Source organism: Chitinophaga sp. 22620 (genome assembly GCF_052044405.1).
Taxonomy (GTDB): domain Bacteria; phylum Bacteroidota; class Bacteroidia; order Chitinophagales; family Chitinophagaceae; genus Chitinophaga.
In genome coordinates this window covers 471550-497997 of sequence record NZ_JBQEMV010000003.1, presented here as the reverse complement: position 1 = coordinate 497997, position 26448 = coordinate 471550, and the positions used below count along the sequence as shown (strand labels likewise).

27 protein-coding genes are annotated in these 26448 nt (G+C 54.7%); 16 read left to right on the top strand and 11 right to left on the bottom strand.

All coding sequences use genetic code 11. From position 1 onward, the window contains the following. Positions 1–7 precede the first annotated feature (7 nt). From ACTJIK_RS17440 to ACTJIK_RS17430, 3 genes are all read left to right on the top strand, one after another. Positions 8–2266: an ATP-binding cassette domain-containing protein gene (locus tag ACTJIK_RS17440; protein WP_440648403.1), complete on the top strand. Its 2259-nt coding sequence runs from the start codon at positions 8–10 to the stop codon at positions 2264–2266. A 76-nt stretch (positions 2267–2342) separates the two neighbouring features. Next, a complete protein-coding gene (locus ACTJIK_RS17435; protein ID WP_440648401.1) occupies positions 2343–2675 on the top strand; it encodes an ArsR/SmtB family transcription factor in 333 nt (110 codons plus the stop codon). Positions 2676–2698: 23 nt separating this feature from the next. After that, positions 2699–3127, top strand: coding sequence for an SRPBCC family protein (locus ACTJIK_RS17430; RefSeq protein WP_440648399.1), 429 nt, complete (start codon positions 2699–2701; stop codon positions 3125–3127). Positions 3128–3184: 57 nt separating this feature from the next. Here the strand turns inward: ACTJIK_RS17430 and ACTJIK_RS17425 are convergent, their stop codons facing one another. From ACTJIK_RS17425 to ACTJIK_RS17405, 5 genes are all read right to left on the bottom strand, one after another. Next, positions 3185–5260 (bottom strand): hypothetical protein, encoded by a 2076-nt coding sequence (locus tag ACTJIK_RS17425; RefSeq protein ID WP_440648397.1) that lies wholly within the window; start codon positions 5258–5260, stop codon positions 3185–3187. A 53-nt stretch (positions 5261–5313) separates the two neighbouring features. Next, positions 5314–5724 carry a hypothetical protein gene (locus tag ACTJIK_RS17420; RefSeq protein WP_440648395.1) on the bottom strand — a complete coding sequence of 137 codons (411 nt, stop codon included), beginning with the start codon at positions 5722–5724 and terminating at the stop codon, positions 5314–5316. Positions 5725–5847: 123 nt separating this feature from the next. Beyond that, positions 5848–6183 carry a heavy-metal-associated domain-containing protein gene (locus ACTJIK_RS17415; protein WP_440648393.1) on the bottom strand — a complete coding sequence of 112 codons (336 nt, stop codon included), beginning with the start codon at positions 6181–6183 and terminating at the stop codon, positions 5848–5850. A gap of 106 nt (positions 6184–6289) precedes the next feature. Then, on the bottom strand, positions 6290–7156 hold the full coding sequence (locus ACTJIK_RS17410; protein ID WP_440648391.1) for a hypothetical protein: 867 nt from the start codon (positions 7154–7156) through the stop codon (positions 6290–6292). A 25-nt stretch (positions 7157–7181) separates the two neighbouring features. After that, a complete protein-coding gene (locus ACTJIK_RS17405) occupies positions 7182–7754 on the bottom strand; it encodes an adenylate kinase family protein (protein ID WP_440648389.1) in 573 nt (190 codons plus the stop codon). Positions 7755–7848: 94 nt separating this feature from the next. Here ACTJIK_RS17405 and ACTJIK_RS17400 point away from each other — a divergent pair, with 94 nt between their 5' ends. Next, complete coding sequence (locus ACTJIK_RS17400) at positions 7849–8496, top strand: HD domain-containing protein (protein ID WP_440648387.1); 648 nt, start codon at positions 7849–7851, stop codon at positions 8494–8496. A 72-nt stretch (positions 8497–8568) separates the two neighbouring features. Here ACTJIK_RS17400 and ACTJIK_RS17395 read toward each other — a convergent pair whose 3' ends face one another. Then, positions 8569–9549 (bottom strand): GlxA family transcriptional regulator, encoded by a 981-nt coding sequence (locus ACTJIK_RS17395; RefSeq protein WP_440648385.1) that lies wholly within the window; start codon positions 9547–9549, stop codon positions 8569–8571. 366 nt (positions 9550–9915) lie between these two features. Between ACTJIK_RS17395 and ACTJIK_RS17390 the strand changes: the two genes are divergently transcribed. Both ACTJIK_RS17390 and ACTJIK_RS17385 read left to right on the top strand, forming a co-directional pair. Continuing rightward, positions 9916–12264, top strand: a complete 2349-nt coding sequence (locus ACTJIK_RS17390; protein WP_440648383.1) for an FtsX-like permease family protein — start codon at positions 9916–9918, stop codon at positions 12262–12264. A 103-nt stretch (positions 12265–12367) separates the two neighbouring features. After that, positions 12368–12886 carry a DinB family protein gene (locus ACTJIK_RS17385; RefSeq protein WP_440648381.1) on the top strand — a complete coding sequence of 173 codons (519 nt, stop codon included), beginning with the start codon at positions 12368–12370 and terminating at the stop codon, positions 12884–12886. Positions 12887–12929: 43 nt separating this feature from the next. Here the strand turns inward: ACTJIK_RS17385 and ACTJIK_RS17380 are convergent, their stop codons facing one another. Further along, positions 12930–13586, bottom strand: coding sequence for a hypothetical protein (locus ACTJIK_RS17380; RefSeq protein WP_440648379.1), 657 nt, complete (start codon positions 13584–13586; stop codon positions 12930–12932). A gap of 28 nt (positions 13587–13614) precedes the next feature. Continuing rightward, positions 13615–13791 carry a hypothetical protein gene (locus ACTJIK_RS17375; protein WP_440648377.1) on the bottom strand — a complete coding sequence of 59 codons (177 nt, stop codon included), beginning with the start codon at positions 13789–13791 and terminating at the stop codon, positions 13615–13617. A 122-nt stretch (positions 13792–13913) separates the two neighbouring features. On the opposite strand from ACTJIK_RS17375, the gene ACTJIK_RS17370 reads away from it, so the two are divergent. The 4 genes from ACTJIK_RS17370 (at position 13914) to ACTJIK_RS17355 (ending at position 17738) form a co-directional block, all read left to right on the top strand. Further along, on the top strand, positions 13914–14996 hold the full coding sequence (locus ACTJIK_RS17370; RefSeq protein WP_440648375.1) for a Gfo/Idh/MocA family protein: 1083 nt from the start codon (positions 13914–13916) through the stop codon (positions 14994–14996). A gap of 138 nt (positions 14997–15134) precedes the next feature. Next, on the top strand, positions 15135–15926 hold the full coding sequence (locus ACTJIK_RS17365; RefSeq protein WP_440648373.1) for an MlaE family ABC transporter permease: 792 nt from the start codon (positions 15135–15137) through the stop codon (positions 15924–15926). Positions 15927–15932: 6 nt separating this feature from the next. After that, positions 15933–16706 (top strand): ABC transporter ATP-binding protein, encoded by a 774-nt coding sequence (locus ACTJIK_RS17360; RefSeq protein WP_440648371.1) that lies wholly within the window; start codon positions 15933–15935, stop codon positions 16704–16706. Positions 16707–16709: 3 nt separating this feature from the next. Beyond that, positions 16710–17738, top strand: a complete 1029-nt coding sequence (locus ACTJIK_RS17355) for an MlaD family protein (RefSeq protein ID WP_440648369.1) — start codon at positions 16710–16712, stop codon at positions 17736–17738. A 59-nt stretch (positions 17739–17797) separates the two neighbouring features. On the opposite strand, the gene ACTJIK_RS17350 is transcribed toward ACTJIK_RS17355, so the two are convergent. Then, entirely contained in the window at positions 17798–18679 is an 882-nt protein-coding gene (locus ACTJIK_RS17350) for an EamA family transporter (protein WP_440648367.1), read from the bottom strand. 236 nt (positions 18680–18915) lie between these two features. Between ACTJIK_RS17350 and ACTJIK_RS17345 the strand changes: the two genes are divergently transcribed. Further along, entirely contained in the window at positions 18916–19377 is a 462-nt protein-coding gene (locus ACTJIK_RS17345; RefSeq protein ID WP_440648365.1) for a GNAT family N-acetyltransferase, read from the top strand. 2 nt (positions 19378–19379) lie between these two features. Here the strand turns inward: ACTJIK_RS17345 and ACTJIK_RS17340 are convergent, their stop codons facing one another. Further along, positions 19380–20366 carry a GlxA family transcriptional regulator gene (locus ACTJIK_RS17340; protein WP_440648363.1) on the bottom strand — a complete coding sequence of 329 codons (987 nt, stop codon included), beginning with the start codon at positions 20364–20366 and terminating at the stop codon, positions 19380–19382. Between the two features lie 125 nt (positions 20367–20491). On the opposite strand from ACTJIK_RS17340, the gene ACTJIK_RS17335 reads away from it, so the two are divergent. The 4 genes from ACTJIK_RS17335 (at position 20492) to ACTJIK_RS17320 (ending at position 24197) form a co-directional block, all read left to right on the top strand. After that, entirely contained in the window at positions 20492–20770 is a 279-nt protein-coding gene (locus ACTJIK_RS17335; RefSeq protein WP_440648361.1) for a hypothetical protein, read from the top strand. 31 nt (positions 20771–20801) lie between these two features. Next, a complete protein-coding gene (locus ACTJIK_RS17330; protein ID WP_440648359.1) occupies positions 20802–21233 on the top strand; it encodes a VOC family protein in 432 nt (143 codons plus the stop codon). Between the two features lie 102 nt (positions 21234–21335). Then, the gene (locus ACTJIK_RS17325; protein WP_440648357.1) at positions 21336–22379 is read left to right on the top strand and encodes an LLM class flavin-dependent oxidoreductase; all 1044 of its coding nucleotides are present in this window, start codon (positions 21336–21338) and stop codon (positions 22377–22379) included. A 48-nt stretch (positions 22380–22427) separates the two neighbouring features. Continuing rightward, positions 22428–24197, top strand: a complete 1770-nt coding sequence (locus ACTJIK_RS17320) for an erythromycin esterase family protein (protein WP_440648355.1) — start codon at positions 22428–22430, stop codon at positions 24195–24197. 1 nt (position 24198) lies between these two features. Here the strand turns inward: ACTJIK_RS17320 and ACTJIK_RS17315 are convergent, their stop codons facing one another. Then, positions 24199–25104 carry a LysR family transcriptional regulator gene (locus ACTJIK_RS17315; protein ID WP_440648353.1) on the bottom strand — a complete coding sequence of 302 codons (906 nt, stop codon included), beginning with the start codon at positions 25102–25104 and terminating at the stop codon, positions 24199–24201. 95 nt (positions 25105–25199) lie between these two features. On the opposite strand from ACTJIK_RS17315, the gene ACTJIK_RS17310 reads away from it, so the two are divergent. After that, positions 25200–26420: an MFS transporter gene (locus ACTJIK_RS17310; RefSeq protein ID WP_440648351.1), complete on the top strand. Its 1221-nt coding sequence runs from the start codon at positions 25200–25202 to the stop codon at positions 26418–26420. Positions 26421–26448 lie beyond the last annotated feature (28 nt).

The following is a 26448-nucleotide window of genomic DNA, read 5'->3' as shown; positions in this document are numbered from 1 at the left end:
CTCAAATATGCCATTAGAATTTATTACCATTGAGGGCGCCAGGGAAAACAACCTCAAAAATGTTTCCCTGCGCATCCCGAAAAGGGCCATCACTATTTTCACCGGCGTATCCGGCTCCGGGAAATCTTCGATCGTATTCGAAACCATTGCGACGGAAGCCAAACGCCAGCTGCACGAAACCTTCACCGCCTTTATCCGCAATTTCCTGCCGCATTACGGCCAGCCCGATGCAGACGCCATCAAAGGGCTTTCTACGGCCATCGTGGTAGACCAGAAGCGCATCGGCGGCAATTCCCGTTCCACGCTCGGCACTATTACAGACATCAGCCCGCTGCTGCGCCTGCTTTTTTCACGCTATGGCGAGCCCAGGGTGGGTACGGCTTCCAACGTTTTTTCCTTCAACGATCCCGCCGGTATGTGCCCCGAATGCCAGGGCGTGGGCCGTAAGCTGGGGCTGGACCTGGATAAGTTCCTCGACAAATCCAAAAGCCTGAACGAAGGCGCCATCCTGTTCCCCGTGTTTGCGGTGGGCACCTGGTACTGGAAGAACTATGCCTTCTCCGGTTTTTTTGATGTGGATAAAAAGTTGGAGGACTACAGTCCTGAAGAATGGGAAAAGCTGGTATACGCACCCATTGAAAAATTTGAGCTGGAAACCGCTTCAGGCCCGCTCAATATCACGTACGAAGGGCTGGCCGTGAAATTCGACCGGCTGTATATCAAAAAAGAAGGCAGCATGGCCGACGTAACGGCCAAACGGGTACAGCCTTTTATCACAGATGTGATCTGCCCGGCCTGCAAAGGCGCGCGGCTGAATGAAACTTCACTGTCATCCAAAGTGCTCGGGTATAATATCGCGGAAATGGCCGCCATGCAGGTAGACGAGCTGGCGGAGCTGCTGCGCACCATAGACGATCCTGTTGCCCTGCCCGTGGCGGCCGGGCTGCTGGAGCGTTTGCAGCACCTAGTGGATATCGGCCTGGACTATGTGAGCCTCGACCGGGAAACCGCCACACTTTCCGGCGGCGAAAGCCAGCGCGTGAAAATGGTGCGCCACCTCAGCAGCAGCCTGGTGGATATGATGTATATCTTCGACGAGCCCAGTATTGGCCTGCATCCGCGGGACGTGCACCGGCTGAACAACCTGCTGAGGCTGCTGCGCGATAAAGGCAATACTGTGATCGTGGTGGAGCACGACCCCGCGGTGATCCGCATTGCAGATCACATTGTGGACGTAGGTCCCAAAGCGGGCTCCAATGGCGGCACCATCATGTACGAAGGCGATTTTGAAGGATTGCTGCAGGCGCCCACGCTCACCGGCCGGTTCATGAAACAGCAGCTGCCCGTGAAAGCAACATTCCGGCAGCCTTCCGGGCATATCACCATTGGCCCGGCATCGCTGCATAACGTGAACAATATCAAAGTGGATATTCCCACCGGCGTGCTCACCGCCGTTACAGGTGTAGCCGGCTCCGGTAAAAGCACACTCATCAACCGCCTGCTGCCACGACAGTACCCGGATGTGGTGATGATAGACCAAAGCGCAGTAGGCGCCAATTCCCGCTCCAACCCGGCCACGTATTCGGGCATGATGGACATTATCCGCAAGCTGTTCAGCACGGAGAATAATGTGAGCGCATCCCTTTTCAGCTTCAACTCCGAAGGCGCCTGCGAGAACTGCAACGGGCAGGGAGTTATCTACACCGATCTCGCTTTTATGGAAGGGATCAAAACCATCTGCGAAAAATGCGAAGGCCGGCGTTTTCACGACGATGTGCTGCAATACCGCTACCAGGGCAGGAATATCAGCGAAGTGCTCACCATGACCATTGCCGAAGCGCTCGGCTTTTTCACCAAAAAGGAGCTGCGCAAAACCCTGCAGGCGCTGCACGACGTGGGGCTGGATTACCTCACGCTCGGCCAGCCGCTCAGCACATTGTCCGGCGGCGAATGCCAGCGCCTGAAGCTCGCCGGGGAACTGCATAAGAAAGGCAGCATCTATATCATGGACGAGCCTACTACCGGGCTGCATATGTCAGACATAGCGCACCTGCTCAAAATGATCAATCGCCTGGTGGACACCGGCAATACCGTGATCGTGATAGAGCACAACCTGGACGTGGTGCGGAATGCGGATTGGGTGATAGACATGGGGCCGGAAGCGGGGCACAAAGGAGGGCAGGTTATTTTCCAGGGAACACCGGCGGACCTGCTGAAAACGGAACATTCGCTGACGGGGAAATTCCTGGCCATGGAAGAGCATTGAGAAAATATATTTGCGTAACCGAAAGGTTTCTCTATATTTGTAACCGAAAGGTTACTTAATTAACCTGAGCACATTTATGAGAAGGGACGTATTCCAGGCCATCGCGGACCCCACCCGCCGTGAGATCATTCACATGCTGGCGGCGAAGCCGATGAACCTGAACGCAGTGGCGGAAAATTTCGATATCAGCCGCCCGGCGGTATCCAAGCACATCCGCATCCTCACGGAATGCGGGCTGGTAGTGGTCCGGCAGCAGGGCAGGGAACGTTTTTGCCATGCGGAGCTGCAGGCATTAAAACAGGTGAATGAATGGACGGACCAGTACCGCACTTTCTGGAACAAAAAGCTGGATGCGCTCGGGGCCTTCCTGGAGAAAGAAGAACAGGCCGCGCGCAAAAAGAAAAAATAACCGCTTAATTAAATCCTGCTCATATGAAACATGAACCGCTTGTAGTGGAGCGCACGTACAATGCGCCGCCCGCCAGGGTATGGGAAGCCATTACGGACCATGCAAAAATGAAAGAATGGTATTTCGATTTATCCGGCTTCAAACCGGAAGTGGGCTTCGAATTCACTTTTCCCGGCCAGGGCCATGACGGCAAAGATTTCCTGCATCTCTGCACCGTTACGGAAGTGGTGCCGGGTAAAAAACTGGTGCATTCCTGGAAGTATAAAGACCTTCCCGGTGAATCGCTGCTCACCTGGGAACTGTTCCCCGAAGGCAACGGCACCCGCGTGAAGCTGACGCATGCAGGCCTGGAAACTTTCCCGCAGGACGACCGCAGCTTCTCCCGCGAAAGCTTCACCGGCGGCTGGACGGAAATCCTGGGCAAGAACCTCAAAGAGTTCGTGGAAAAATAAACATGGATATAATGCAAAATGCCGTCTCGCAGAGACGGCATTTTGCATTATAAAAGATTACAGCCAGATCATCTGCGTGAATGCGCCATTGGCGGCAATGTCCCATACCTCCACGCGTACCCACTTCCTGCCGGCCAGGTTTACAGGCCAGCGGAAGGTCTGTTTCCCGAAAGCCTGGGTCTGCGACAGGTTGATCCGCTGGCGGTAAACCCTGTCTCCGTCTCCCGAGATGATTTCCGCAAAACCGAGCGGGAAGGTCCAGCTCAGCTGCATGGTAACGGTAGCTTTCCCGGACGCTGGTAATTTCAGCGTTTCCCCGGCTCCTTTCCCGTTGATGTTAAACGAAGGGATCAGCACCTCTCCTGTGGACACAAAGAACTTCCCGTTCCTGATGGCGTCCAGAACGGGCTGCCAGCCATCGTCATAATCCGGCAGCTTGTCCATTTGCAGGTAGTTCACATTTAAGTGGGCGTACATTTCATTCTGATGGGTAATGGTAAAGATATCCGCTTCGGCGATGACATGTTTTTTTAATCCCCAGTTAGCCATATCGTCCATTAAATGCAGCACTCTTTTACTGAGGGTCTGCCATGAAAGGTCCGCGGGTATGGCTTTCCAGGCGGCGCCCATATAGGTGTCTGATTTGAAGAAGTCTTCGTGCCGGTACTTGTCCGGGTAGCCGGTAGATGCCTTGGTTCTGGCATGCGCCACCCAGGCGAGACCTTTTTCAAGCTCCAGCAGCTTGAGCATTTCATGTTTATCCCCCACATGATACACTTTGCCATATTCGGCCGTCTCCGTGATAAACGGCACATCCGCCTTCCTGGACATCACCCAGTAAACAGGTTTGGGGAAAAATGCCAGCCAGTGCCCGCCATAAAAATTATTGGCCTCTTCGCCGGGCAGCAACAGGAAGCCGGTATCGGAAAGGCGCCTGGTTTGTTCGAATAATGCGTGCAGCTCTTTTAACCTGGGCGTATCAGGCCCTTTGGGATGCCCGGGACCGTGGAATTCCGCCAGCTTTACAATATCCAGACCGGCTTTTTTGAGCACGTCCACAAACTCGGGCTTTTCCGGAACGGGTTTGCCGGCGAGCACCACCGAGGAAATAAATTCATTATGAAAATGGCTGGCCATGGTCTTATAGCCCGGCAGCGGGGCATAGGAATCATTATTCGTAAATTTCTTTACTTCGTCGAGCGCGCCGGCGGCCTTACCTGCGCTGATCAGGCAAAAATAATTCAGCCGCTGCATGGTACCGGGAGGAGCGTTGAACCAGGGAACATACCTTTTGTCGCCGATAGGATCCTGCCTGATGCCGATCCCAAAATCAGGCACAAGGTCCAGGTAATTATTGCCGTACCAGGTAAACTTCAAATTGAACGCCTCATCCAGCGGGTAAAAATATTGATGCGGGGCGGGAAACAAGGCCAGGCTGCCGTTTTCATTCTCCCCGATGATGGTCCTGTACTTTACTTCGAGATCGGTGGAGGGCGTTTGCTGCGCGGGTGCTGCATATTGCATTTCATCTTTCACGTCCGCCCAGCTGATGTTTTTCCAGTTGCCTTTTTTACTGACCAGGCCGGCGTCGTACAGTATGGCCGTGGAATCTTTTGTTGTTGAAACGACCGCGGCGATGTTGAACAAAGGGCTTCCGTTGTAAAGCGTGATCTCCAGGCTACCCCTGAATAACGCCGTTTTCAGCTCACCGATCCGGATGACGGTTCTGGTGCCTTCGCTGGATACGCCGGCGCTTCGTTTATCGAATTGCACCAGTTCAGTGGTGTAAGGCCGCGTGGGCACCTTGTCGAAAAATACATCCCATCCGCCGCTGGAAGGGCTCAATGTTCTTTTGCCGGTTCTCAGGATAAATACGGGATCGAGGTTGGCAGCAACCTCCGTGGAGGCATTGGCGCGGGTTAACCGGATGCTGCTGAACAACGGCTGTGCGCCGTCCAGGTTGAGGATCATCCTGCCCGTGCCTGAAGCGCCGGCGGGCCAGTTGACGGTAATGAGCTGCTTATTAACGGTAACGGTTGCGCCATTTTTTTTGAAGCCGCTGAGGTCCACCGGGTTTTGCGCTTTCAGAGAATGGCCACAGGCCAGCAAAAGCAGGAAGGCAAGTTTTTTCATACAGGATAATATTGCCTGATAAGATAAAAGAAATATCCTGATTTTTCCTGCTTTTAATTGGTAAAAACATTATCGCGGGTGAGATCGTAGAACAGGTTCTGCAGCTGGTGAAGGTGCAGCAGCGGGCGGCCATAGGGCAGGGGGCCGTTTGCGGAAAGCGCTACCGGCTGAAAGGAACCGGCCATATCGCGGATGTAAACGCTGTCTTTATGGGTGTATTTGTACATGTACGTATCAGGGTCTTCTCCATAATCTTTCTCTCCCGGTAAAAAGCCGAATTGCAGCAGATGATCGGCCTCCAGGGCAACGGGGTGCACTTTCTCCAGCGGCAGCCTGCTTTTGGGCAGTCCTGAATTGTAGATATATCCTTCCAGGATGCCTTCCACGCGGAAGGGCGTTTCGATCATGTTGTAATCATAGTACCAAACAATGTTGCCAATGCGGATGTCTGTTTCGTCCATCATGACTTAAAAAATTATACTGTAATGATACGGTATAATTCTGTTTCAGCCCCGCATGGGAAGGGAAAAAGGAAAAGCCCGGCAGGCGCCTGCCGGGACAGTCTCCCATGGTTGGTTCCTGAACTGTTATTTCCGTTCGTACTGGCAGCATTCCGGCAGCTTGTTGTACACGGCGTCCGGCGCTTTCTGTTTTTCGGTATCATGCCCTGCGGCGGCGATCTTTTGCTGGATGGCCCCGTTTTTGATCTTCGCCGGGTCGTAGCTTACTTTCAGCTGTTTGGTCTTTACGTCCCACACGGCGGTTCTCACACCGGGCACGGCAGCGGCCTCTTCTATGCGCTCCTTGCACATCTCGCAGTTGCCGTATACTTTAAAGCTGTCTGTCTGTTTGGCCTGTGCAAAAGCGCCGCCTGCGGTAAGTAACAGCATGGGAAGGGCCATAAAAGAGAATGTCTTTTTCATATGTTGCTGAATTAAGTTGAGATGAATGTGCTGGCAGTACTGACAATACAAAAGTAACCGCGTGTGGCGGATAAAGTGTTACATAATTTTGTATTTGTTTTACAGGTTACTGCAGCTCCAGCCGCACTTGCCGGTAAATGTTCCAGGGCATTTCGCGCTGGCAGCCGGTGTAGTTTTCGCCGCAGTTGATCTTCATGCGCAGCTTCAGGTCGTTCACCATGACGGCGGAAGAGATCTTGCCGTCCTTCTTCCGCACGGTGCTGTGGATAATGAAGTATTCCCTGCCGGCCTGCACGATGTATTGCCCGGGCCCGGCGGGCATCACCATCTGAAAATTGTTCACGGTATCGCCTGCAACCGGCACGGCGAGGTCGTCCGCAAAATATTGCAGGCAGGTTTGGGCGGGAGGGAGGAAAGATGTTTTGATCTCCACACTACGGGCGTTGCTTGCGGTCATTTGCGCAATGATCTGCAGGCAGTCCTGCCCCTTGAGGATGGTTTTCCCGTTGGAAAAATCGCCGGTCACCGGGGAAGCTTTGTTAATGCTGTCGCCCTTCTTCAACAGCTTGCCCGCGCCGGACTGGTGGCTCACGGCCACGAAAAAAGTATTAAAGTCGGTGATGGCCCCGGTCATTCCCGGCTGGCCGATAGGCGGGATGTGCAGGGAACCGGAAGGATGAAGTGAAATGCGGTAGGGCTTTACAGCAAGGGCTTCCGCGCTGCCGTCCGTCGTGTCTTTGGCAGAGATGGTGCGCTGCGAAAGCCAGCGGATCTCGTCATAGGGAATGCCCGCGCTGTCTTTCACGACCTTCAGCTCGCATATAGCCGTGGTGGTGCTTTTCCACTGGCCGTTCTGGTGATAGTCCGTTACCATCCGGTAGCGGTAGGTTTCGCCTTCAGCATATTTGCGTTCGAAAGGGGATTGCGCCTTTGTACAAAGGGGAAGGCACAGCAGCAAGAACAGGTATCGCATAGAGGGGTAATTGTATTAACGTTTGTTATGCTTGCTGCACAATGTGCCGCAGCTTCTCCGTGATCTCGGGAATAGTGCCCAGCCCGTCCACCTGTGTTACGGGCATCAGCGTTTCCAGGTAGCGGATGGCGGGCCTGGTTTCCTTTTCAAAGATCGTGATCCTTTTCAGGTGGGTGTTCGCGTTCTGATCGTCCAGCCTGCCGGATGTTTCGGCTCTTTTTTTTGCGCGTTCCAGCAGTACTTCTGCAGGCACGTTGATGTTGATGGTATGAGAAATGGACAACCCGTTCCGCCGCAGGATGCGCAGCAATGTGTCCACCTGCGGGATGGTGCGCGGGTAACCATCCAGTATGATGCCTTTTTCCTGCTGATGCTCCAGTATGATACGTTCCAGCAGTTCTTCCATCACTTCATCCGGCACCAGCTCGCCTTTTTCCTCGTATTCCTGCATCTGTTTACCGATGGGCGTTTGCCGTGCTTTTTCTTCCCTGATACGGTCGCCGGTGGAGATGTGCGCATAGCCAAGCTCAGTTTCCAGTATTTCGCATTGCGTGCCCTTGCCGGAATAGGGAGGGCCGGTGATCAAAAGGATGTCCATGCGATAAATTTACCTTTTATTTTCAAACGGAAAATGTGCAATATTGCAAACCGCAGTTTCCCTGCGGACAATCAGCATTCAAACAAATTACAACATGCAGGCAATCATCGATGCAACGGAATCATTCGTAAAACAGGAGCTCGCGGGCGCGGAAGGCGGCCACGACTGGTGGCACATCTACAGGGTATGGCAGCAGGCGCGCCACATCGCGGCGAAGGAGCAGGTAGACGTGCTGGTGGTGGAGCTGGCGGCCCTGCTGCATGATATCGCGGATTCCAAATTCCACAACGGCGACGAACAGGTGGGCCCGGCGAAAGCGGAAGCCTTTCTCCAAACGCAGCCGGTGCCGCAGCACGTTACGGATCATGTGGTGAACATCATCAAACATATTTCCTTCAAAGGCGGCAACAGTACCCGTGAATTCCATTCCCCGGAACTGGGCGTGGTGCAGGATGCGGACCGGCTGGACGCCCTGGGCGCCGTGGGCATTGCGCGCGCTTTTAACTACGGCGGCTTTAAGAACCGCGCTTTGTACGACCCTGCGGTTGCGCCGCAGCTGAATATGACAAAGGAAGAATACAAACATTCCGCCGCGCCCACCATCAATCATTTCTACGAGAAGCTGCTGCTGCTGAAAGACCGTATGAATACCGCCACCGGCAAAGCCCTCGCGGAAGAAAGGCATGCATTCATGGAAGCGTACCTGGCGCAGTTTTACAGGGAATGGAACGGGGAGGTGTAGGCTGTTGTGTAAAAAACAAAACCTGCACGCCGATGAACGGCGTGCAGGTTTTGCTGAATAACATACCAGGCATCAGGCCTGCGCCATCTGCCGGCAGTACTTCTTACGGTATTCCTGCGGCGTGAGCCCGGTCACTTTTTTGAATACGCTCCTGAAAGTTTTCAGGTCGTTGTAACCCACGTCGTACATCAGGGTGCTGATGTTCTGCGCGTTTTGCTCCAGCGCTTTTTTGGCGGATTCGATCTTCACGCGCTGGAGGTATTCCAGCGGCGTGTTGTGGGTGGCATTCTTGAACCGGCGGATGAAGTTCCGCTTGCTCATGCTGGTTTGCTCCGCGATCTGTTCAATGGATATGGGAAGGTGATAATTCTTTTCGATGTACGACTGCGCGCGGAGGATCTCATCGTCCTCGTGGCGGCGCTGCCCCTGGAACACCAGGAAGTGGCTCTGGTTCATCCGGTCGATGTCTATGGAGAACATTTTGCTGATCTGGATGCCAACGTCGCGGCCCACGAATTTCTCTACCAGGTACAGTACGAGGTTGAGCGACGAAAAGGCGCCGCCGCTGGAATAAATGCCGTCATCGTCCGTGATCACCCGGTCGCTGAGCACGCTGGCCTTGGGATAGCGCTGCTGCATGTCGGGGATGGCCATCCAGTGGGAGGTGCAGGTCTTTCCGTCGAACATCCCGGCTTCCGCCAGGAAGTAGCTGCCCAGGCAAAGACTGGCCACTTCGGCGCCCATCTTTTGCATGTCGCTGATCCATTCAATGATGCCGCGGTTCTTTTGCAGCACATTATCCGGCTGGCCGTGAAAGGCGGGCACGATGATCAGGTCCGTCTGCTTCACTTCTTCCATGGATTTGTAACAAAAGAACAGGGCGGGAACATTCAGCTGGATGTGTTTGACCTTTTCACTGACCAGCTCCACTTTAAACGCCGGTTCCTTGCCAGCCATTCTGAGCAGCTGGTTGGCGCCTTCGAATACATCCAGTACACCCGCTACAGCAGAAAGAATGGCTTCTTCATAAATTACCAGAGATACTACTTTCATGGTGGTTTGTGCATTGATTAGTGTAAATATAGAGTAAAGAACTGGCACAAAAAGCCCTCTTCTCTGGCATGAACTCCCCGCAGCTTTAAGCCTCCTGAAGGGGCTGCCATACCTGTTCTTTACGTTGTTTTTTAGCGGATCTCCCGCTATGGCAGCGCATCGGGGGCATGTTCACAGTGCCGCGGAAGGGGGTAGTTGCGCCAAACAAGTTTGCGTGCGACGGTTTTACCGCAACCGGACGGCCGGTGTATTAAAAACGGACATTTCCGACGATTGTAGAATGCATAGTGAATTGATTAATAATAACATGGCTTTCTGGCATTCCAATTGTCGCATGTTGGCCACCTAACCAATAAAATTTATCCCATGCTGAAAAGCAACCTGATCATGGCCTGGCGCACCCTGTTGCGGAACAGGGTTTCCTCCTTCATCAATATCGCCGGGCTGGCGCTGGGGCTTGCCATTGGTATGCTTATCCTGCTGTATACCGGCTACGAAACGAGTTTCGATCATTTTCATACGGACCTGGAGAATATTCACCAGCTGATGCGCAACCATGTGGAGGGCGGGGAGATCGTCACTTCCGAGTCTGTGCCTGGGCCTATGGCCGCGGCGCTGAAAGAACAGGTGCCGGAGATCAGGTATGCCGCGCGTGCCACGTTCTCTGCCCGGCAGATAGTTACGGCTGGCGGCAAAAGCCTGTATGAAGAAGGTATGTATGCAGACCCAGACCTGTTCCGCATGATGAACTTCCCGGCGGTTTCGGGGGATGCCGTTGCTTCGCTGGCCGGCTCCGGTTCCGCCGTGATCACGGAAAGCGCGGCCGTCAGGCTGTTCGGCACGGCGGACGCTACCGGCAAACTTTTCACCCATAATGGAACACAGGCCTTTAAAGTAGGCGCCGTTATCCGCGACCTGCCGCCCAACAGCTCCCTCCGGTTCGACCTCGTGATGCCCATGAGGGCGTACGAGCAGGAAAACCCGGATTGGACGGACAGCTGGAGCACCAACAGGATGCATACCTGGCTCGCATTTCAGCCGGGCGTCGATAAAAATACCGTTCAATCCAAGCTTAAACATTTTGCACCAGCGCAGGCTGCCGGTAGTAAAGCCGAGTTCTTCGCATTCCCTTTGAAAGATAAACGCCTGTATGCTGAGTTCAGGAACGGGAAGGCAGACGGCGGGCTGATTCAGGCCCTCATTATGCTTGGCGTGATCGGCGTGTTCGTGCTGCTCATTGCTTGTGTGAATTTTATGAACCTCGCCACCGCACAATCGGAGAAACGCGCGAAGGAAGTAGGCGTACGTAAAACCATGGGGGCTTCGCGCAGCGGCATTGCTGCCCAATTCCTGCTGGAGGCGCTGCTGATGGCGTTCATCGCGCTGCTGCTGGGAGCTTTGCTGGCTAAGCTCGCCTTGCCGGGCTTCAACCGCTTTTTGCAAAAGAGCGTCACTTTCAACCTGCAAAACTGGAAGATACTCTTGTCCATGTTGATCCTGGGCGTATTTACCGGCCTGGTGGCCGGCAGCTATCCCGCTCTTTTCCTGAGCCGCTTCCAGCCCGTAAAGGTGCTGAAAGGCGCTGTGAAAGCCGGGCGCGGCGGTTCATGGCTGCGCAGGGGGCTGGTCACGTTCCAGTTCCTGATCGCCATTTTCCTGATCATCGGTACCATCGTTGTGATACAGCAGACCAAACACATGAAGCAGCGGCCCATCGGGTATATTGCGGACAACCTGGTGCTTGTTCCCGCGAAAGGCCAGCTGGCGGAACATTTCGATATCGTCAAACGTGATATTTCGGAAGTGCCTGGTGTAGTGGCTGTATCCGGCGGCACCAACGATCTCCTGCATTTCGGTTCATACAGCACCGGGATACAGTGGCCCGGGAAAACAGCAGACCAGGATTTTAGCGTAGCCGTTACCTCTGTGCAATACGACTGGGTGAAGACCACCGGTCTTACACTGGCCGCCGGCCGCGATTTCAGCGCATCCTTCGGCGGCGATTCGCTGAATTGCCTGCTGAATGAAACCGCTGTGCGGAGAATGGGGCTGAAAGAACCGCTGATCGGCACAAAGATCGGCGATCACACCCTGGTGGGCGTGGTGAAAGATTTTGTGTACAACAATCCCACCGGTCTTCCCGGCCCTATGATCATTTATTACAACAACGGCAGCACCGGCAACATCCTTGTGCGCATGGCGGGCGACGGAGACTGGAAGCAACGCATGGCGCGGATAGAAGCCGCAGTGAAAAAAAGCCACCCGGCATATCCCTTCGAATTCAGCTTTGTAAAAGAAGAATACCAGCGGAAGTTCGAAGGCTTCAGGATGATGGGGCAGCTGGCAAGCGTATTTGGTGGCATGGCTATTTTTATTGCCTGCATGGGCCTGTTTGCACTGAGCGCTTTCGTGATAGAGCGGCGCACGCGCGAGATCGGTATACGGAAAGTGATGGGCGCCGGCGAATCGGGTATATGGTTAATGCTTTCCACCGATTTTATGAAGCCGGTGCTGCTGGCATTTTTGCTCGCGGTGCCGCTGGCAGCCTGGGTATTGCAGCAGGGGCTGCAGCAAATAGAATACCGCGTAGCGCTCAGCTGGTGGATATTTGCCATCGCAGGCGGCCTGGTGATCGCGGTGTCGCTGGCTACCATTAGCTGGCAGGGCCTGAAGGCCGCTTACAGGAACCCAGTGGATTCGCTGAAAGTGGAATGAGGCTCCCTTTGAAATAAATTTTCAAATTCTTCATATGCTGCTGACATAAGGTTGTCAACCCCCGGTTCTTACTTTGTATCAACAAAACAAAAAACCTCTTCACATGGCAAACACAACCTTAACCTCCGCAATCCCCGCTATCAATGCAGACGCAATGCTGGAACACTGGCAGGGCCACCGCAGGCTTACCCGTAAAATGATCGAAACGTTCCCTGAAAACGAATTGTTTACCCATTCCGTTGCCGGCATGCGCCCTTTTGCCGGGCTGGTAATGGAAATGTTAAGGATCGCCGCGGGCGGTATTCACGGCATTGTCGGCGGGAACTGGAATGCGCACAAACGCTTCAGCTGGTATGGCGAAAACGATACGCCCCCCGCTACCAAAAAGGAGCTGCTGGAAGCATGGGACGAGGTAACGGCAGAGCTGGACGCCAACTGGCCGAAGATCACGGAAGAACGTTTCCAGGAGCAGTTGCATGCATTCGGCAACGAAAGCTGGGCCGGCCCGGCATACTCGATCATCCAGTATTTCGTGGACAACGAGATCCACCACCGCGGCCAGGGATATGTATACCTGCGCTCGCTGGGCATTACGCCTCCCGGCTTCTGGGAAAGGTGGTAAGCGAAGGATATTAAGAACCCCGGCCAACACCGGGGTTTTGTTTTTATTGTACTACCGGGAAATCCGCTGTATTGTTCACGGTCACCGCATGCTCAAGTGTGTCAGGCACAGGATCGGGCAGGGAAGGGGTGACCCATTGCTGCCGGAAACGGCCGATGCTGCGGTCTATCACGGTGAGACTGGAGGCCGCGAATGGGGGCAGGTACCGCATGTAAAGCACGGTATCGATCCGGCGGCCGATCAGTTTGTTGTCCCGCCCATAAGAACCCTGGCGGACCAGCAGCGTGTCATACGGGTTCTGCGCCACCGTCACGCGCAGCTTCAACACTTTGGTGGGCTGTGCGGTGAGCGTTACGTTGTTATATTTCCGCGTTTGCAGCTCAACCCAGGTGCCGTTGACGAAATAGTCATTCTCAGCCGCTTTTACTTTAAAGAAGATGCTTTTACCATCCGCTCCAAAGCGGATGCTGAAGTGACCGGCCCCGTCGGTGACCGCACTGTCTTTCAGATCGTGGCAGGACTCACCGTAAAAATTATACCTGCAGCCTCCGATCACTACCGGTACGCCCGCCAGGGGCGCGCGGGTAACAGCGTCTAACACAACGCCGTCCACCTGCGTTACGACATGGGATGGAACATTTTTCCGGCAGGCGGAAAAAAAGGCGGATAAGATAAAAAGGAATGAGTAAAAACGAAGCATTGAACAGGTTTGAAGGGTCAATATCAGTTTAAAAAAGGCAGGTGTAATATTCGGATTTACCGTCTGACCGGAAATTAATATAAAAATAACCGTTCTTGTCTGTAGTGGCTTTCCCGGGTGCTATCAAACCTTCCGGCATTGCTTTTTTCCTGCAACCGGCCACCAGCATGAAAGAGATCAAAAGGGACAAGGGAAATAGCCTCATAGCCGGACAGTTTATAACTTATAACTTTCCTGAAGCGTTCAGGCAGCGGGAAAAGTTACAGGCTTGTGCCGCGTCGTTTAAAATTGTACTTTAACCGCGTTGACCAATAAAACCAGTATCATATGCGTCTGCTGCTATCCATATTCCTGCTTTTCAGCCTGCACCTCCAGGCGCAACCGGTGAAAGTGGCCGTTGCCGGCATTTCTCACGGCCATTCCGGCTGGATACTCGGCCGCGCGAATAAAGGGGATATTCAACTGGCAGGAATTTACGAACCCGATACCGCGCTTATACGGCAGACCATCCGCCGTTACAAGCTCCCGGAAAAATTATTCTACACCAACCTCAACGCCATGCTCGACGCGGTGAAACCCGAAGCGGTGCTGGCATTCGGTTCGGTATACAGTCATCTCGAGGTGACCGAAGCCTGCGCCCCGCGCGGCATTCACGTAATGGTCGAAAAGCCGATGGCCACTACGCTGGCGCAGGCCCTCCGCATGGATTCGCTGGCTGCCAGGCATAACATTAAGCTGCTCACCAATTACGAGACCAGCTGGTATCCTTCCGTGGCAAAAGCTTTCCAGCTGGTGAACGACAGCGGTTATGCCGGCACTATCCGAAAAGTGGTGATCCACGACGGCCACCAGGGCCCGAAAGAGATCGGCTGCAGTCCTGAATTCCTGGCCTGGCTTACAGACCCCGTGCTGAACGGCGGCGGCGCGCTGATAGATTTCGGCTGCTACGGCGCCAATATCATGACCACGCTCATGAAAGGCCAGAAGCCCCTGGCAGTGACGGCCGTAACACGGCAATACAAGCCCGCCGTATATCCCAAAGTGGACGACGACGCTACCATCATCGTGGATTACCCCGATGCGCAATGCATCATCCAGGCTTCGTGGAACTGGCCTTTTAACCGGAAAGACATGGAAGTGTACGGCGATAAAGGTTATATCTTTGCGCCCGACGCCAAAACCCTGCAGCTGCGGAATTCCCAGGAAAGCGGGGCGCAGGAACGCAAGGTTACGGCCAGCGACGTGAAAGTGTATGAAGATCCTTTCGTATACCTGGCAGCGGTAGTGCGCGGCAAGGAAACCATACCGCCCTACGGCGTGTATTCGCAGGAGAACAACCTGATGGTGGTGCGCATCCTGGAAGCAGCCCGGGAATCGGCCCGTACGGGTAAAACAGTGGAACTGAAATAATACTGAAACCAGCTTGTTACAGCAGCATCCGGAGGCATACGCCGCCCTCTCCCTTGTGGGGCACGGGATTTGAAGGTAATGTCCCGGTATTAACAATTCACCGCCTGAAATTGTAATAGTTAAGGTAAAATGCAGCCAATGGAATCGAACGATCAACCGGAGAAACCAGTCATTTCGAAGGGAATAGATACCTTCTTCATCAATGTTCACGACATATTTCGGTTCATCAGCCGTTTTTTCAGGGAAGTGCTGCGCCCGCCGCTGGAAGTAAAGGAATTCATCCGCCAGTGCTATATGGTAGGCTACAAATCGCTGGCCCTCATCAGCCTGACGGGGTTTATCACCGGCCTGGTGTTCACCAAGCAGAGCCGGCCGTCCCTGGCGGAATTCGGGGCCACTTCCTGGCTGCCCTCGCTGATATCCATCGCGGTGATAAGGGCGCTGGCGCCGCTGGTGACCGCATTGATCTGCGCCGGTAAAGTGGGCTCGGGCATAGGGGCGGAGCTGGCTTCCATGAAGGTGACGGAGCAGATAGACGCCATGGAAGTATCCGCCATCAACCCGTTCAAATACCTGGTGGTTACCCGCATCATGGCCTGCACCGTATGCCTTCCGCTGCTGATGGCCTACACGGCGCTGGTGGGCATGATGGGGTCTTACCTGGACATTCACCTGAACGAGCAGACCAGCCTTGCGGCTTTCTTCAACAAGGCATTCAACGACATCTCCTTCCTGGACCTGTTTGCCTCGCTGGGCAAGTCGCTCACCTTCGGTTTTACCATCGGCGTGGTAAGCTGCTACCTGGGCTACAATGCCACGCAAGGCACTACGGGCGTGGGAAAGGCGGCGAATATCTCCGTAGTGGTGAGCATGTTCCTGATATTCATTGAAGAGATCATTATCGTGCAGATCGTCAATTCGATCCGCTAAACCAGTATGAAACCATTTACGCCTGAAATAGATTACGACAATACGGTGATCTCCATAGCGGGTCTCTACAAGTCCTTCGGCGCCAACCATGTGCTGCGGGGTGTGGACCTGAAGCTACATAAAGGGGAAAATATCGTGGTGCTGGGCCGTTCCGGCACGGGCAAAAGCGTGCTGATCAAGATCATTGCCGGCCTGCTGAAGCCTGACGCCGGCACCGTGAACGTGCTGGGCCAGGAAGTGCCGGAGCTGGGGCCCTTAGCATTGCGCGAGCTGCGTATGAAAGTGGGCTTCTGTTTCCAGAATGGCGCGCTGTACGACAGCATGACCGTGGGCGAGAACCTCGCTTTCCCGCTGAAACGGAATGAACCCGCCATGAAAGCCGAACAGCGCGACAGGCTGGTGGATATTGTGCTGGATGCCGTGGGGCTTTCGCATACCGTAGACCAGATGCCGGCAGAGCTTTCCGGCGGGCAGCGCAAGCGTATCGGCATCGGCCGCACGCTCATCCTTCGCCCGGAGATCATGCTGTACGATGAACCGACGGCCGGTCTTGATCCCATTACCTGCACCGAGATCAACAACCTGATCAACGAAGTGCAGCGCAGGTTCAAGACCAGCTCCATCATCATCACGCACGACCTCACCTGCGCCCGCGCCACCGGCGATGAAATAGCGGTGATGAAGGAAGGGAAATTTATCAAACAAGGGAGCTTCGATGAAGTGTTCGCTGACAACGACGAGCTGATCAGGGAATTTTATGATTATAACTTTACGCAATAGACCATGAAAGATCAAAGCAACAAAAGATCCGTAATAGTAGGCATATTCGTATTCGCCGGCATGATCATTATGGCGGCGGGCATACTGGTGCTGGGCGGCCAGAAAAAGACCTTCATGAGCTCCCTGCAGGTGGTGGCCATGTTCCAGGACATCGGCGGGCTTGCCAAGGGAGACAACGTGTGGTATTCCGGCGTAAAGGTCGGCACCATCAAAAGCATCACCTTTACCGGTTCGCATGCCATTGCGGTAAGGATGGATATTGAAAAGAAAAGCCGCGAGTTCATCCATAAAGATGTGCGCGCGAAGATAAGCTCGGACGGGCTCGTGGGCAACAAGATCGTTGCGCTCACAGGCGGAAGCGCCGAAGTGCCGCCCGTGGACGACGGCGATACGATCATCGTGGAAACCAGCATCAGCACAGATGAGATCATGAACACCCTGCAGGTGAACAATAAAAGCCTGGTAGAGATCACCGGCAACCTGAAAGAGATCACGAAGAACATCCGCAACGGCCAGGGCACGCTCGGCAAGCTGATCGCGGACGATGCCGTGTACAACAACCTGGAAGGCACACTGGCCACTTTACAGAAAACCGCCGCCAACACCCAGCGCCTCACGGAGGGGCTTGCGGCTTACACCGCGCAGCTGAAGAACGAAGGCACGCTGGCGAACGACCTGGTGACGGATACCGTCGTGTTCGCCAAGCTCCGCTCCACCATGACGCAGCTGGAAACCGTGTCGCAGGGTATGGACAGCGTGGTGCTGAACCTGAAGGGCGCCAGCCAGGGCATCAACGAGAACCTTCGCAGCAGCAACACTCCCGCCGGCGTGCTCCTCAACGACGAACAAACCGCCACGTCCCTCAAACATACCATCGGCAACCTCGAAACCAGCTCGGAAAAACTGAATGAGAACCTGGAAGCGCTGAAACATAATTTCCTCTTCCGCGGTTACTTCCGCAGGAAAGCAAAAGCCGAGGCGAAAGAGAAGGCCAGGCTGGAGCAGGAAGCGAAGAAGCAGCAATTGCCGTGATTGTTTGTGGATGCAAATAATAGAAGGCCGTCCCGGATTTGCGGGGCGGCCTTCGTTTTTTAATCACCCTTTTGCCCAACCTTCAGCCACACGATCGCCAGCAATATCAGCGCTACGCCGCACCACTGCAAAGCGTCCAGCTGTTCGCCCAGCAGCATGCCCGCAGCAATAACTGCAACCGGCAGCTCGGCCGTCATCACCACGGCGCTCACGCCCGCGCCAATGCGCGGCATGCCTTTGGCGAACAATACCGGCGGTATGATGGTGCCGAAAAGCGCCAGCAGCACCGTCCATTTCCAGAGACCATGGTCGGTGAACGGCTGCGTGGCCAGGCTGTGAATATTCACCAGCCCGATGCCCAGCGTGGAGCCGGTCATGATCACCGCGCTTTTGCGCAAAGGGTGCAGCCCGTTGCCATAACGGCTGTTGGCCACGATGTAAATAGCATACAAAAAGGCGGAACCCAGCGCCAGCAGGATGCCGGTGAGCCAGGCGGCGGAATCCCGGGTTTCCGCAACCACAGGTGTTTCTTTCAGTATGCCGCCTGCCAGCACGGAACCTGCCAGTATCAACAGGGTGGAAACGGTCTGCAGCCATCCCGGGCGCTGTTTGAACAGCAGCCAGTCCAGCAATATGCCCATCCACACGAACTGCATGAGCAGCACGATGGCCAGCGATGCGGGAATGTAACGCACGGAAAGGTAATACACAAAAGAAGTAAGGCCGATGGCCGCGCCGGTCCACAACAGGGGCCAGTTCACGCGGAAACGTATCTTTTCGCGCAGCAGCACCAGCAGCCAGAGCACGGCCATGCCCAGCAGGGCCTGTGTGAAAGAGATCTCCGCGGCTTGGTACCCTTCGCGGTACGCCAGTTTAACGATAGTAGAAAGTACGCCGTAGCTGCATGCTCCGGCAAACACCATGAGAATATATCGGGTCATTGAAAGTTCGGTTGTTTAAACGCTTGAAATATGATCGCTTGAGAAGGAAGCGCATGCGCAAACAACCAGGGCCATACGTGCCCGGGGAAAGTGTTTCATCCTGTGAGGGGAGGAATGATCCGCTGGTTATCTGGCTTGCAGGGTAACCGCGGGAGGAGGTGTGCTGGTAAGCATGGTATACATGGCGAAAAGATTATTCCGTGCAATTTAGGAAATTGCAGCTACAAATAAAAGCTATGGAACAGATCAGGATCAGGGAAGCGACGTTAAACGACCTGGATGTGCTGCTCACATTCGAACAGGGCATTATTGCCGCGGAGCGTCCGTTCGACCCCACCATCAAAGAAGGGGAAGTGCATTATTACGACATCGCCGCGATGATCTACGAGCCGCATATTTCGGTGGTGGTGGCGGAGGCGGACGGGAAGGTCATCGGCTCCGGTTATGCCCGTATCGAAGACGCAAAGCCCTTTCTTAAGCATACGCAGCATGCTTATCTCGGTTTTATGTACGTAGTGCCCGAATTCAGGGGGAAAGGGGTGAACAGCCTCATCGTCGGGAACCTGGCGGAATGGGCGCGCAGGCAGGGCATCAGGGAAATGATCCTGGAAGTGTATCATCAGAACGGACCCGCGGTGAGGGCGTACGAAAAAGCCGGTTTCGCCGGGCACCTGCTGCAGATGCGCATGCCCATCTGAGCCTATTCCATCGTAACCGCCGTTTTGTTGTATTTGTTACGGTATTCAACAGGAGAGAGGCCGGTCGTTTTTTTGAATACGGTGCGGAAAGCCTTGTTGTCCGAATAACCCACGTCGTACATGATCTCGGTAATGTTCTTGCGGCTGGTCTCGAAACCTTTCTTGGCGGCTTCCACCTTTACCCGCTGGATGTATTCGGACACGGTGTTGCAGGTCGCTTTTTTGAAGCGGCGCTCCAGGCTGCGGCGGCTGATGGCGAACTGGGACGTAAGCTGATCTACCGTGATCTTTTCCTGGTAATTTTCTTCAATAAAGGTCTGTATCTCGCGGATGGGATCGTCGTCGTGCTCTTTCTGCCCCTTGAACATGAGGAAGGCAGACTGGCTGCTGCGGTCTATCTCGATCGCGAAATATTTCGCGCACATGATCGCTATTTCCCGGTCCGTATACTTTTCCACGATATGCAGCAGCAGGTTCCAGAAAGAGTTGGCGCCGCCGCTGGAATAAATTCCCTGCTCGTCGGTAATGATCTGGTCGCTTACCAGGTTCACATCGGGGAACATCCTGCGGAAGTCGTTAACGGAAAGCCAGTGGGTGGCGATCTGCCTGCCCTTCAACAACCCGGTGGACGCAAGAAGGAACGCCCCCACGCACAGGCTGGCTACTTCCGCGCCTTTCCCGTGCTGCCCGCGGATCCAGGGCAGGAAATCTTTGTTAATGTCGATCACCTCTTCCATAATGCCGTTAACAGCGGGGATAATGATCAGGTCCGTTTTAGGCACTTCCGATACAACAGTATCGGGGCGCACGGTAAAGGCCTTGTCGTACACCTGGCCTTCCTCTGAAATACCCACCATCTGGACGTTGAAGAGCGCCGGCCTGTCGCGGCGCACCAGGAAGTCGTTGCATTGTGTGAACATCCTGTAGGCGCCTTCAATGCAGCCTAAAGCGGCAGCGCCCCGCGGTATGAGAATCGAGATGTGTTTCATAAATCAAAAATAATAATAAAAGTTGTCGCATCATCCCCTGCAATTTGCCGTTTTTGCACCCTGTGAGTTAACGAAGGCAGGATTACATTTGTATAACATACCGAAATAAAGCAAAATCCGCAACAATGGTTGAAGTATTTAAAACAAATGTGACCAGGCCCCTGCTGGCTAAGCTGCTGGTGGGCATGATCAATGGTGAAATACCCGGCCACCGGGCCAATTTCGACCTGGAGGACTGCGACCGCATCCTCCGCGTGGTTTGTACGGAAGGGGATGTGCATTCTGCCCGCATCATTGAACTTTTAGCAGGTTTCGGTTGTTCAGCAGAGGTGCTGGACGATGAAGCCCCGCTCCCGCGCCGGTTCTACTGCCTGGCGCACGCCCGGAGCCTGGCCAGCCAATGAGCTCGTTTACTTCATCATAAAAACTTAACAAATGGCACAAGTAAGTCCTTATCTGAATTTCAAAGGCACCTGCGAAGAAGCGTTCAACTTCTACAAGTCCGTTTTCGGCGGTGAATTTATGAACGGCATCATGCGGTTCAGCAGCATGCCTGAGCATTGCAAACCAGGAGATGAGAACCTGGTGATGCACGTAGCGCTCACCATTCCAGGGGGCAGCGTCATCATGGGCAGCGACTTCCCGGATTCTTTCGGTGAGTTCAAGAGAGGAAACGACTTCTCCCTGGCTATTTCGGCTGAATCGGAGGCCGAAGCCAAAAAGCTGTTTGAATCACTGAGCGCGGGCGGCGCGGTAGACATGCCGCTGGACAAAGCTCCATGGGGCGCATTGTTCGGCCAGCTGAAAGACCGGTTTGGCATCACCTGGGCCGTGAATTACCAGTACGAGCCTGCTCCCCAGAACTAAAGAACTGTTAAGCCCCGATCTGTCTGCAAAGGCTCACGGCAACCGCCCGTGAGCCTTTGTTATTTTTATGCTTAATATTGTGTTATAACAGCTAAGAAAACTATGGAGTTAGGCATCAGCACGTTCGGTGAAGTAAGGCCCGAAGGCGTGGCAGGCGGGGCAACAGAATCGCATCTCAGGATGCAGGAACTGCTGGCGGAAGCAAAGCTGGCGGATGAAACCGGCCTGGACGTATTCGCGCTCGGGGAACATCACCGCCCCGACTTTATCATATCCGCGCCCGAGGTGGCGCTGGCAGGCATTGCCACCATCACCAAAAATATCAGGCTCAGCAGCAGCGTAACCGTGCTGAGTTCGGCGGATCCTGTGCGCACTTTCCAGAACTTCGCCACGCTCGACCTTTTGAGCAACGGTCGCGCGGAGATCATGGCAGGCAGGGGAAGCTTTACCGAATCGTTCCCCCTCTTCGGCTACAGCCTGGGCGATTATGATGCTTTGTTCATCGAAAAGCTGACCATGCTGCTGGAAATAAACCGGCAGGAAATGATGAGCTGGAAAGGGAAATACCGCGCGCCTTTCAGCAACCGCGGCATTTACCCGCGGCCGCTGCAACCTTCGCTGCCCATCTGGCTGGCTGCAGGCGGCACGCCCGCATCGGCCAAACGCGCAGGCCGGCTGAACCTTCCGCTTACGCTGGCCATACTCGGCGGCAAACCCGCGCAGTACGTTCCCTTCATCAACCTCTACCGCGAAGCGGCCGCGGAAGCGGGGCACGACCCGGCGAAGCTGCAGCTGGGCATCAATTCACAGTTCTACGTGGCGGACGATTCGGACCAGGCGGCGGATGAATTTTACCCTTCCTACGAAATACTCATGAACCGCGTAGGCCGCGAACGCGGCTGGCAGCCTATGACGCGCGAGCAGTTCGAATACCTCCGCCTGCCGGACGGACCGCTGTTCGTAGGCAGCGTACAGGAGATCACAGACAAGATCATTTACCAGCATACACTGTTTAACCACACCCGCTTCCTGGCGCAGATCGTGAAAGGATATATCCATCACGACAAAGTGCTGCACGCCATCAGGCTGTTCGGCACGCAGGTGGCGCCCGCCGTAAGGGAAGCGATCGGAAGCCGAGACATTTAAATGCAAAGAATAAATCAAAAAAAATACGTTTGTAGCGAAATCCCTGATATGAAAAGATCCCTGTTCCTGTTACTGATCCCTTTCACTGCATTTTCGCAGGATAATAATCTTGATTTTGAAAAGCTGGGCCCAAATGGCAAACAACCCGCGGACTGGGGCGTGCCTGTACCGCAGGGTAACCACTACGGCTATACGGTGCTGTCGGACAGCATTGCTTATTCCGGCAAATATTCAGTAGTGATAGAAAAACGCGACACTGCCCGGAAAGGTGGGTTCGGATCGCTGGAAATGTCTGTGCCCGCGGAATTCAAAGGAAAAAGGGTGCGGCTGGAAGGGTATGTGAGAACCGAAGATGTAAAAGGCGGATGGGCCGGCCTTTATATGCGCGTAGACGGAACCAGGGAATTCGATAACATGGAAAAACGCGGTATCACCGGTACCACGGACTGGCAGAAATACAGCGTGGAACTGGCGCTCAGCGACGATGCGGACAAGATCGCCATCGGCGCGCTGCTGGTGGGCGAAGGGAAAATGTGGATCGACCGGCTGAGCCTGAGCGTTGACGGGAAAGACCTCGCTGATGTGCCCCGGTTCATCAAAGGAATACCTGCGCCTGAACAACTGGCCTGGCTGAAACAACATGCGATGCCGCTGAAGGCTGTGGATGCAGAAAGCGGTTCCGGCGACCTGGAAGGCCTGAAAACGCTCGTAGGCGACGCCCGCATCGTATCGCTTGGCGAACCTACGCACGGCACCAGCGAGGCTTTCCGCATGAAACACCGCCTGCTGGAATTCCTGGTAAAAGAAATGGGCTTCAACCTCTTTTCCATCGAGGCGAATATGCCGGAATGCAATGCCATCAATCAATTTGTGCTGAACGGCGCCGGCGATCCGAAAAAGCTGCTTGATACCATGTATTTCTGGACCTGGAACACGCAGGAAGTTCTGGACATGATCACCTGGATGCGCACTTACAACATCGCGCATCCGCAGCGGCCGGTGCAGTTCACAGGATTTGATATGCAATTCGCCGCAGGAGCGGTGCAGGGCCTGGAGGATTTCATGGCCGCGTATGCGCCTTCTCAAAATGTGCTGGCCGATTCCATCGGGGCGCAGAGCAGGCGGCTTCAGCGGCAGAAACGCTCCAATACCGCAGGGGAGATGGCGAAGACATTGAACACTTCTCTTTCCGATATGAAACAATACCTGGAAGCCAACCGGCAAACCCTTACGGCCGCTGCCGGGCAGGAAAAATATGGCTGGGCGTTACAGTATATCACGGTATTGAGCCAGTTTGCCGTGCTGGATGCCACCGGCATGAACCGGGACCGCAGCATGGCCGATAACGTAGCCTGGCTGGCGCAGCAATACCCGGGCAGCAAGCTGGTGCTGTGGGCGCACAACGGGCATGTGGCAAAAGGGAAGGCGCGCATGGGCGGCCATCTGGACAAAACGTTCGGCAGGCAGATGAAAGTGATCGGCTTTAGCGCGGGCGAAGGCACTTATACCGCCGTGGAATCCGGCAAGGGACTATTCAGCGGTCATCCGCTCAGCGCACCGGAGCCCGGCACATTCGAGCTGTACGCAAGGAATAGCGGGCTGGGTAATTTTATACTGGACGTGCGGCGCGAAAAACTCCAGGATCCGCATGCAGCCTGGCTGCTGAAGAAAATACGCCTGCGCATGATCGGCTCTATGGCTATGCTCCCGAAGTACCAGTTCGCCGCCTCCATTCTCCCCGACGAATACGACGCGATCATTTACCTGGATAAGACCAGGGCCAGCGATTGTTTCCAGGCGGCTAAAAAAGGAAGCTGAATCAGGCCATCACGGCCTGTTCCATAAAGAATCCCTCGATCATGCCGATCTCTTTCGCGAACATGGTCTTTTTCCTTTTTCCAAAATAAAGCGTGTTCTCGATCGTGTTCTTCCCTTCCCACACCAGCTTCAGCTGCCCGGTTTGCAGCTCCTGCCTGCAAAGGAAGTCGGGTATCACGGCAAAACCTTTGCTGCCGCTCATGCACCGCACGATGGAACATTTGTTGGGCACAATATAATTGGGCCTGAAATCCGGGTGCCGGGAAAAGTTGAGATGCCAGAACCTGCGCAGATTTTCCATATCCGCCGCGGTGCTGTACCAGGTTTGTTCCTTCAGCCAGTTCTCAGCACCCTCCAGGTCTTTCTCCTCCAGCCGCTGGCGGAATTCTTTACTGTCCTGTTTCCCGCCGCTTACCAGCACGATCCTTTCCTTGGAAAAAGGGACATACTCGATGTTGGCCTGGCTGCCTTTCTGTGGCGTCACGATCAGGTCCAGCAGGCCATGGTCCAGGTCGTGCTGCATATCCAGGTAGTCGCCGAACTTAATGCTGACGTTGAACGGGAGGGAAGAGATATATTGTTCCAGCGTGAACTGGTACGTTTCCAGGCACATGCCGATGCTGACGGAAGGTTTATGCGTGTCGGAGCTCCTGAAAAAATGTTCTTCCGCCAACTCCAGCCGGTTGAGGGCCTCCAGGATGTAGTTGTACAGCATCTTGGCGCGCTCGGTAGGCACCATTTTGCGCGCCGCCCGGTCGAACAGCTTGTAGCCAACATAGGTCTCCAGCGAATTGAGATGCAGGCTTACGCCCGGCTGGGAAATATACAGCTGCTGCGCTGTGGCGGTCAGCGACCCGGTTTCATAAATGGTTTTGAAGGTGCGGAACCACTCCAGGTTAAGTGCCATAACTATTATTTTAATGATACAAATGTATGATTTAACTTATTATGATAATGGAATAGCCAGGGGTACTTTTGCAGATACAAATCAAAGATCAGATCATGCAACAAGTACAAACGGAAGCGGCAGCTGTTGCCCTTCCTCCTGAAACCCGCTCCGGCAAAGGCATTCCGCCAGCACTATGGGCGCTTACCATCAGCGCCTTTGCCATCGGCACCACGGAATTTGTGGCCGTGGGCATTTTACCGACCATTGCTGAAAGCCTGAACGTAAGCGTATCCGCCTCCGGCCTCCTGGTCAGCATTTATGCGCTGGGCGTGGCAGTAGGCGGCCCTATATTGACCGTGCTCACCAGCAAAGTGCCTCGCAAGCCGCTGCTGGTGTCGCTGATGCTGCTGTTCGTTGCCGGGCATATTGCGTCAGCTCTTGCGCCGGACTTCTTCTCACTGCTCACCGCCCGTTTTATTTCCGGTTTCGCGCATGCCGTGTTCTTCGGTGTGGGCGCAACCATCGCCCCTACGCTGGTAGCGCCTGATAAAAAAGCCTCGGCCATCGCGATCATGTTCGCCGGGCTTACGATCGCCATTATCGTCGGCGTACCGCTGGGCACTTTTATCGGCCAGCACTTTGGCTGGCGCGCCACATTCGGCGGTGTGGCCATACTTGGGTTGATCGCTTTTGCGGCCACATGGCTGCTGGTGCCGGACAAGATCAGCAGCGGCCCGGTGCTGCCGCTGAAAGAGCAGCTGAAAGTATTGCGCAATACGGATGTGCTGATCGTCCTGGCCATCACGGCCTTCGGCTACGGCGGCACTTTCGTGGTGTTCACCTACCTGGCCAGCCTGCTGGAGCAAATTACCGGCTTTTCCGCGTCTTCCGTGGGTTTGCTGCTGCTGGTCTATGGCGTGGCAATCGCGCTGGGCAATATGTGGGGAGGAAAGGTGAGCAATCATAATCCCGCCAGGATATTGACCAGGATGTTCATCGCGCAGGCCGCGGTGCTGGCGCTGTTCTCCTTCACGGCGCCGTTCCAGGTTCCAGCCGTAGTTACCCTGTTCCTTATCGGCGGACTGTCTTTCGCCACCGTGCCGGGTTTACAGTTATATGTAGTGCAGCTGGCGCAGAAATACCTGCCGGGTACGGAAGGCATTGCATCGTCGCTGAACATCTCTGCTTTTAACCTCGGCATTGCTATCGGCGCATATGTGGGCGGCGTGGTGGTAGACAGTCGGCTGGGCCTTGTATCCACGCCCTGGGCGGGCGCTTTGTTCGTATTGCTGGGCGCGGGGCTCACGGTATGGAGCTACCGGCGCAACCGGTAAGGTTTGCGGGAACGGGGATTTTTTATAA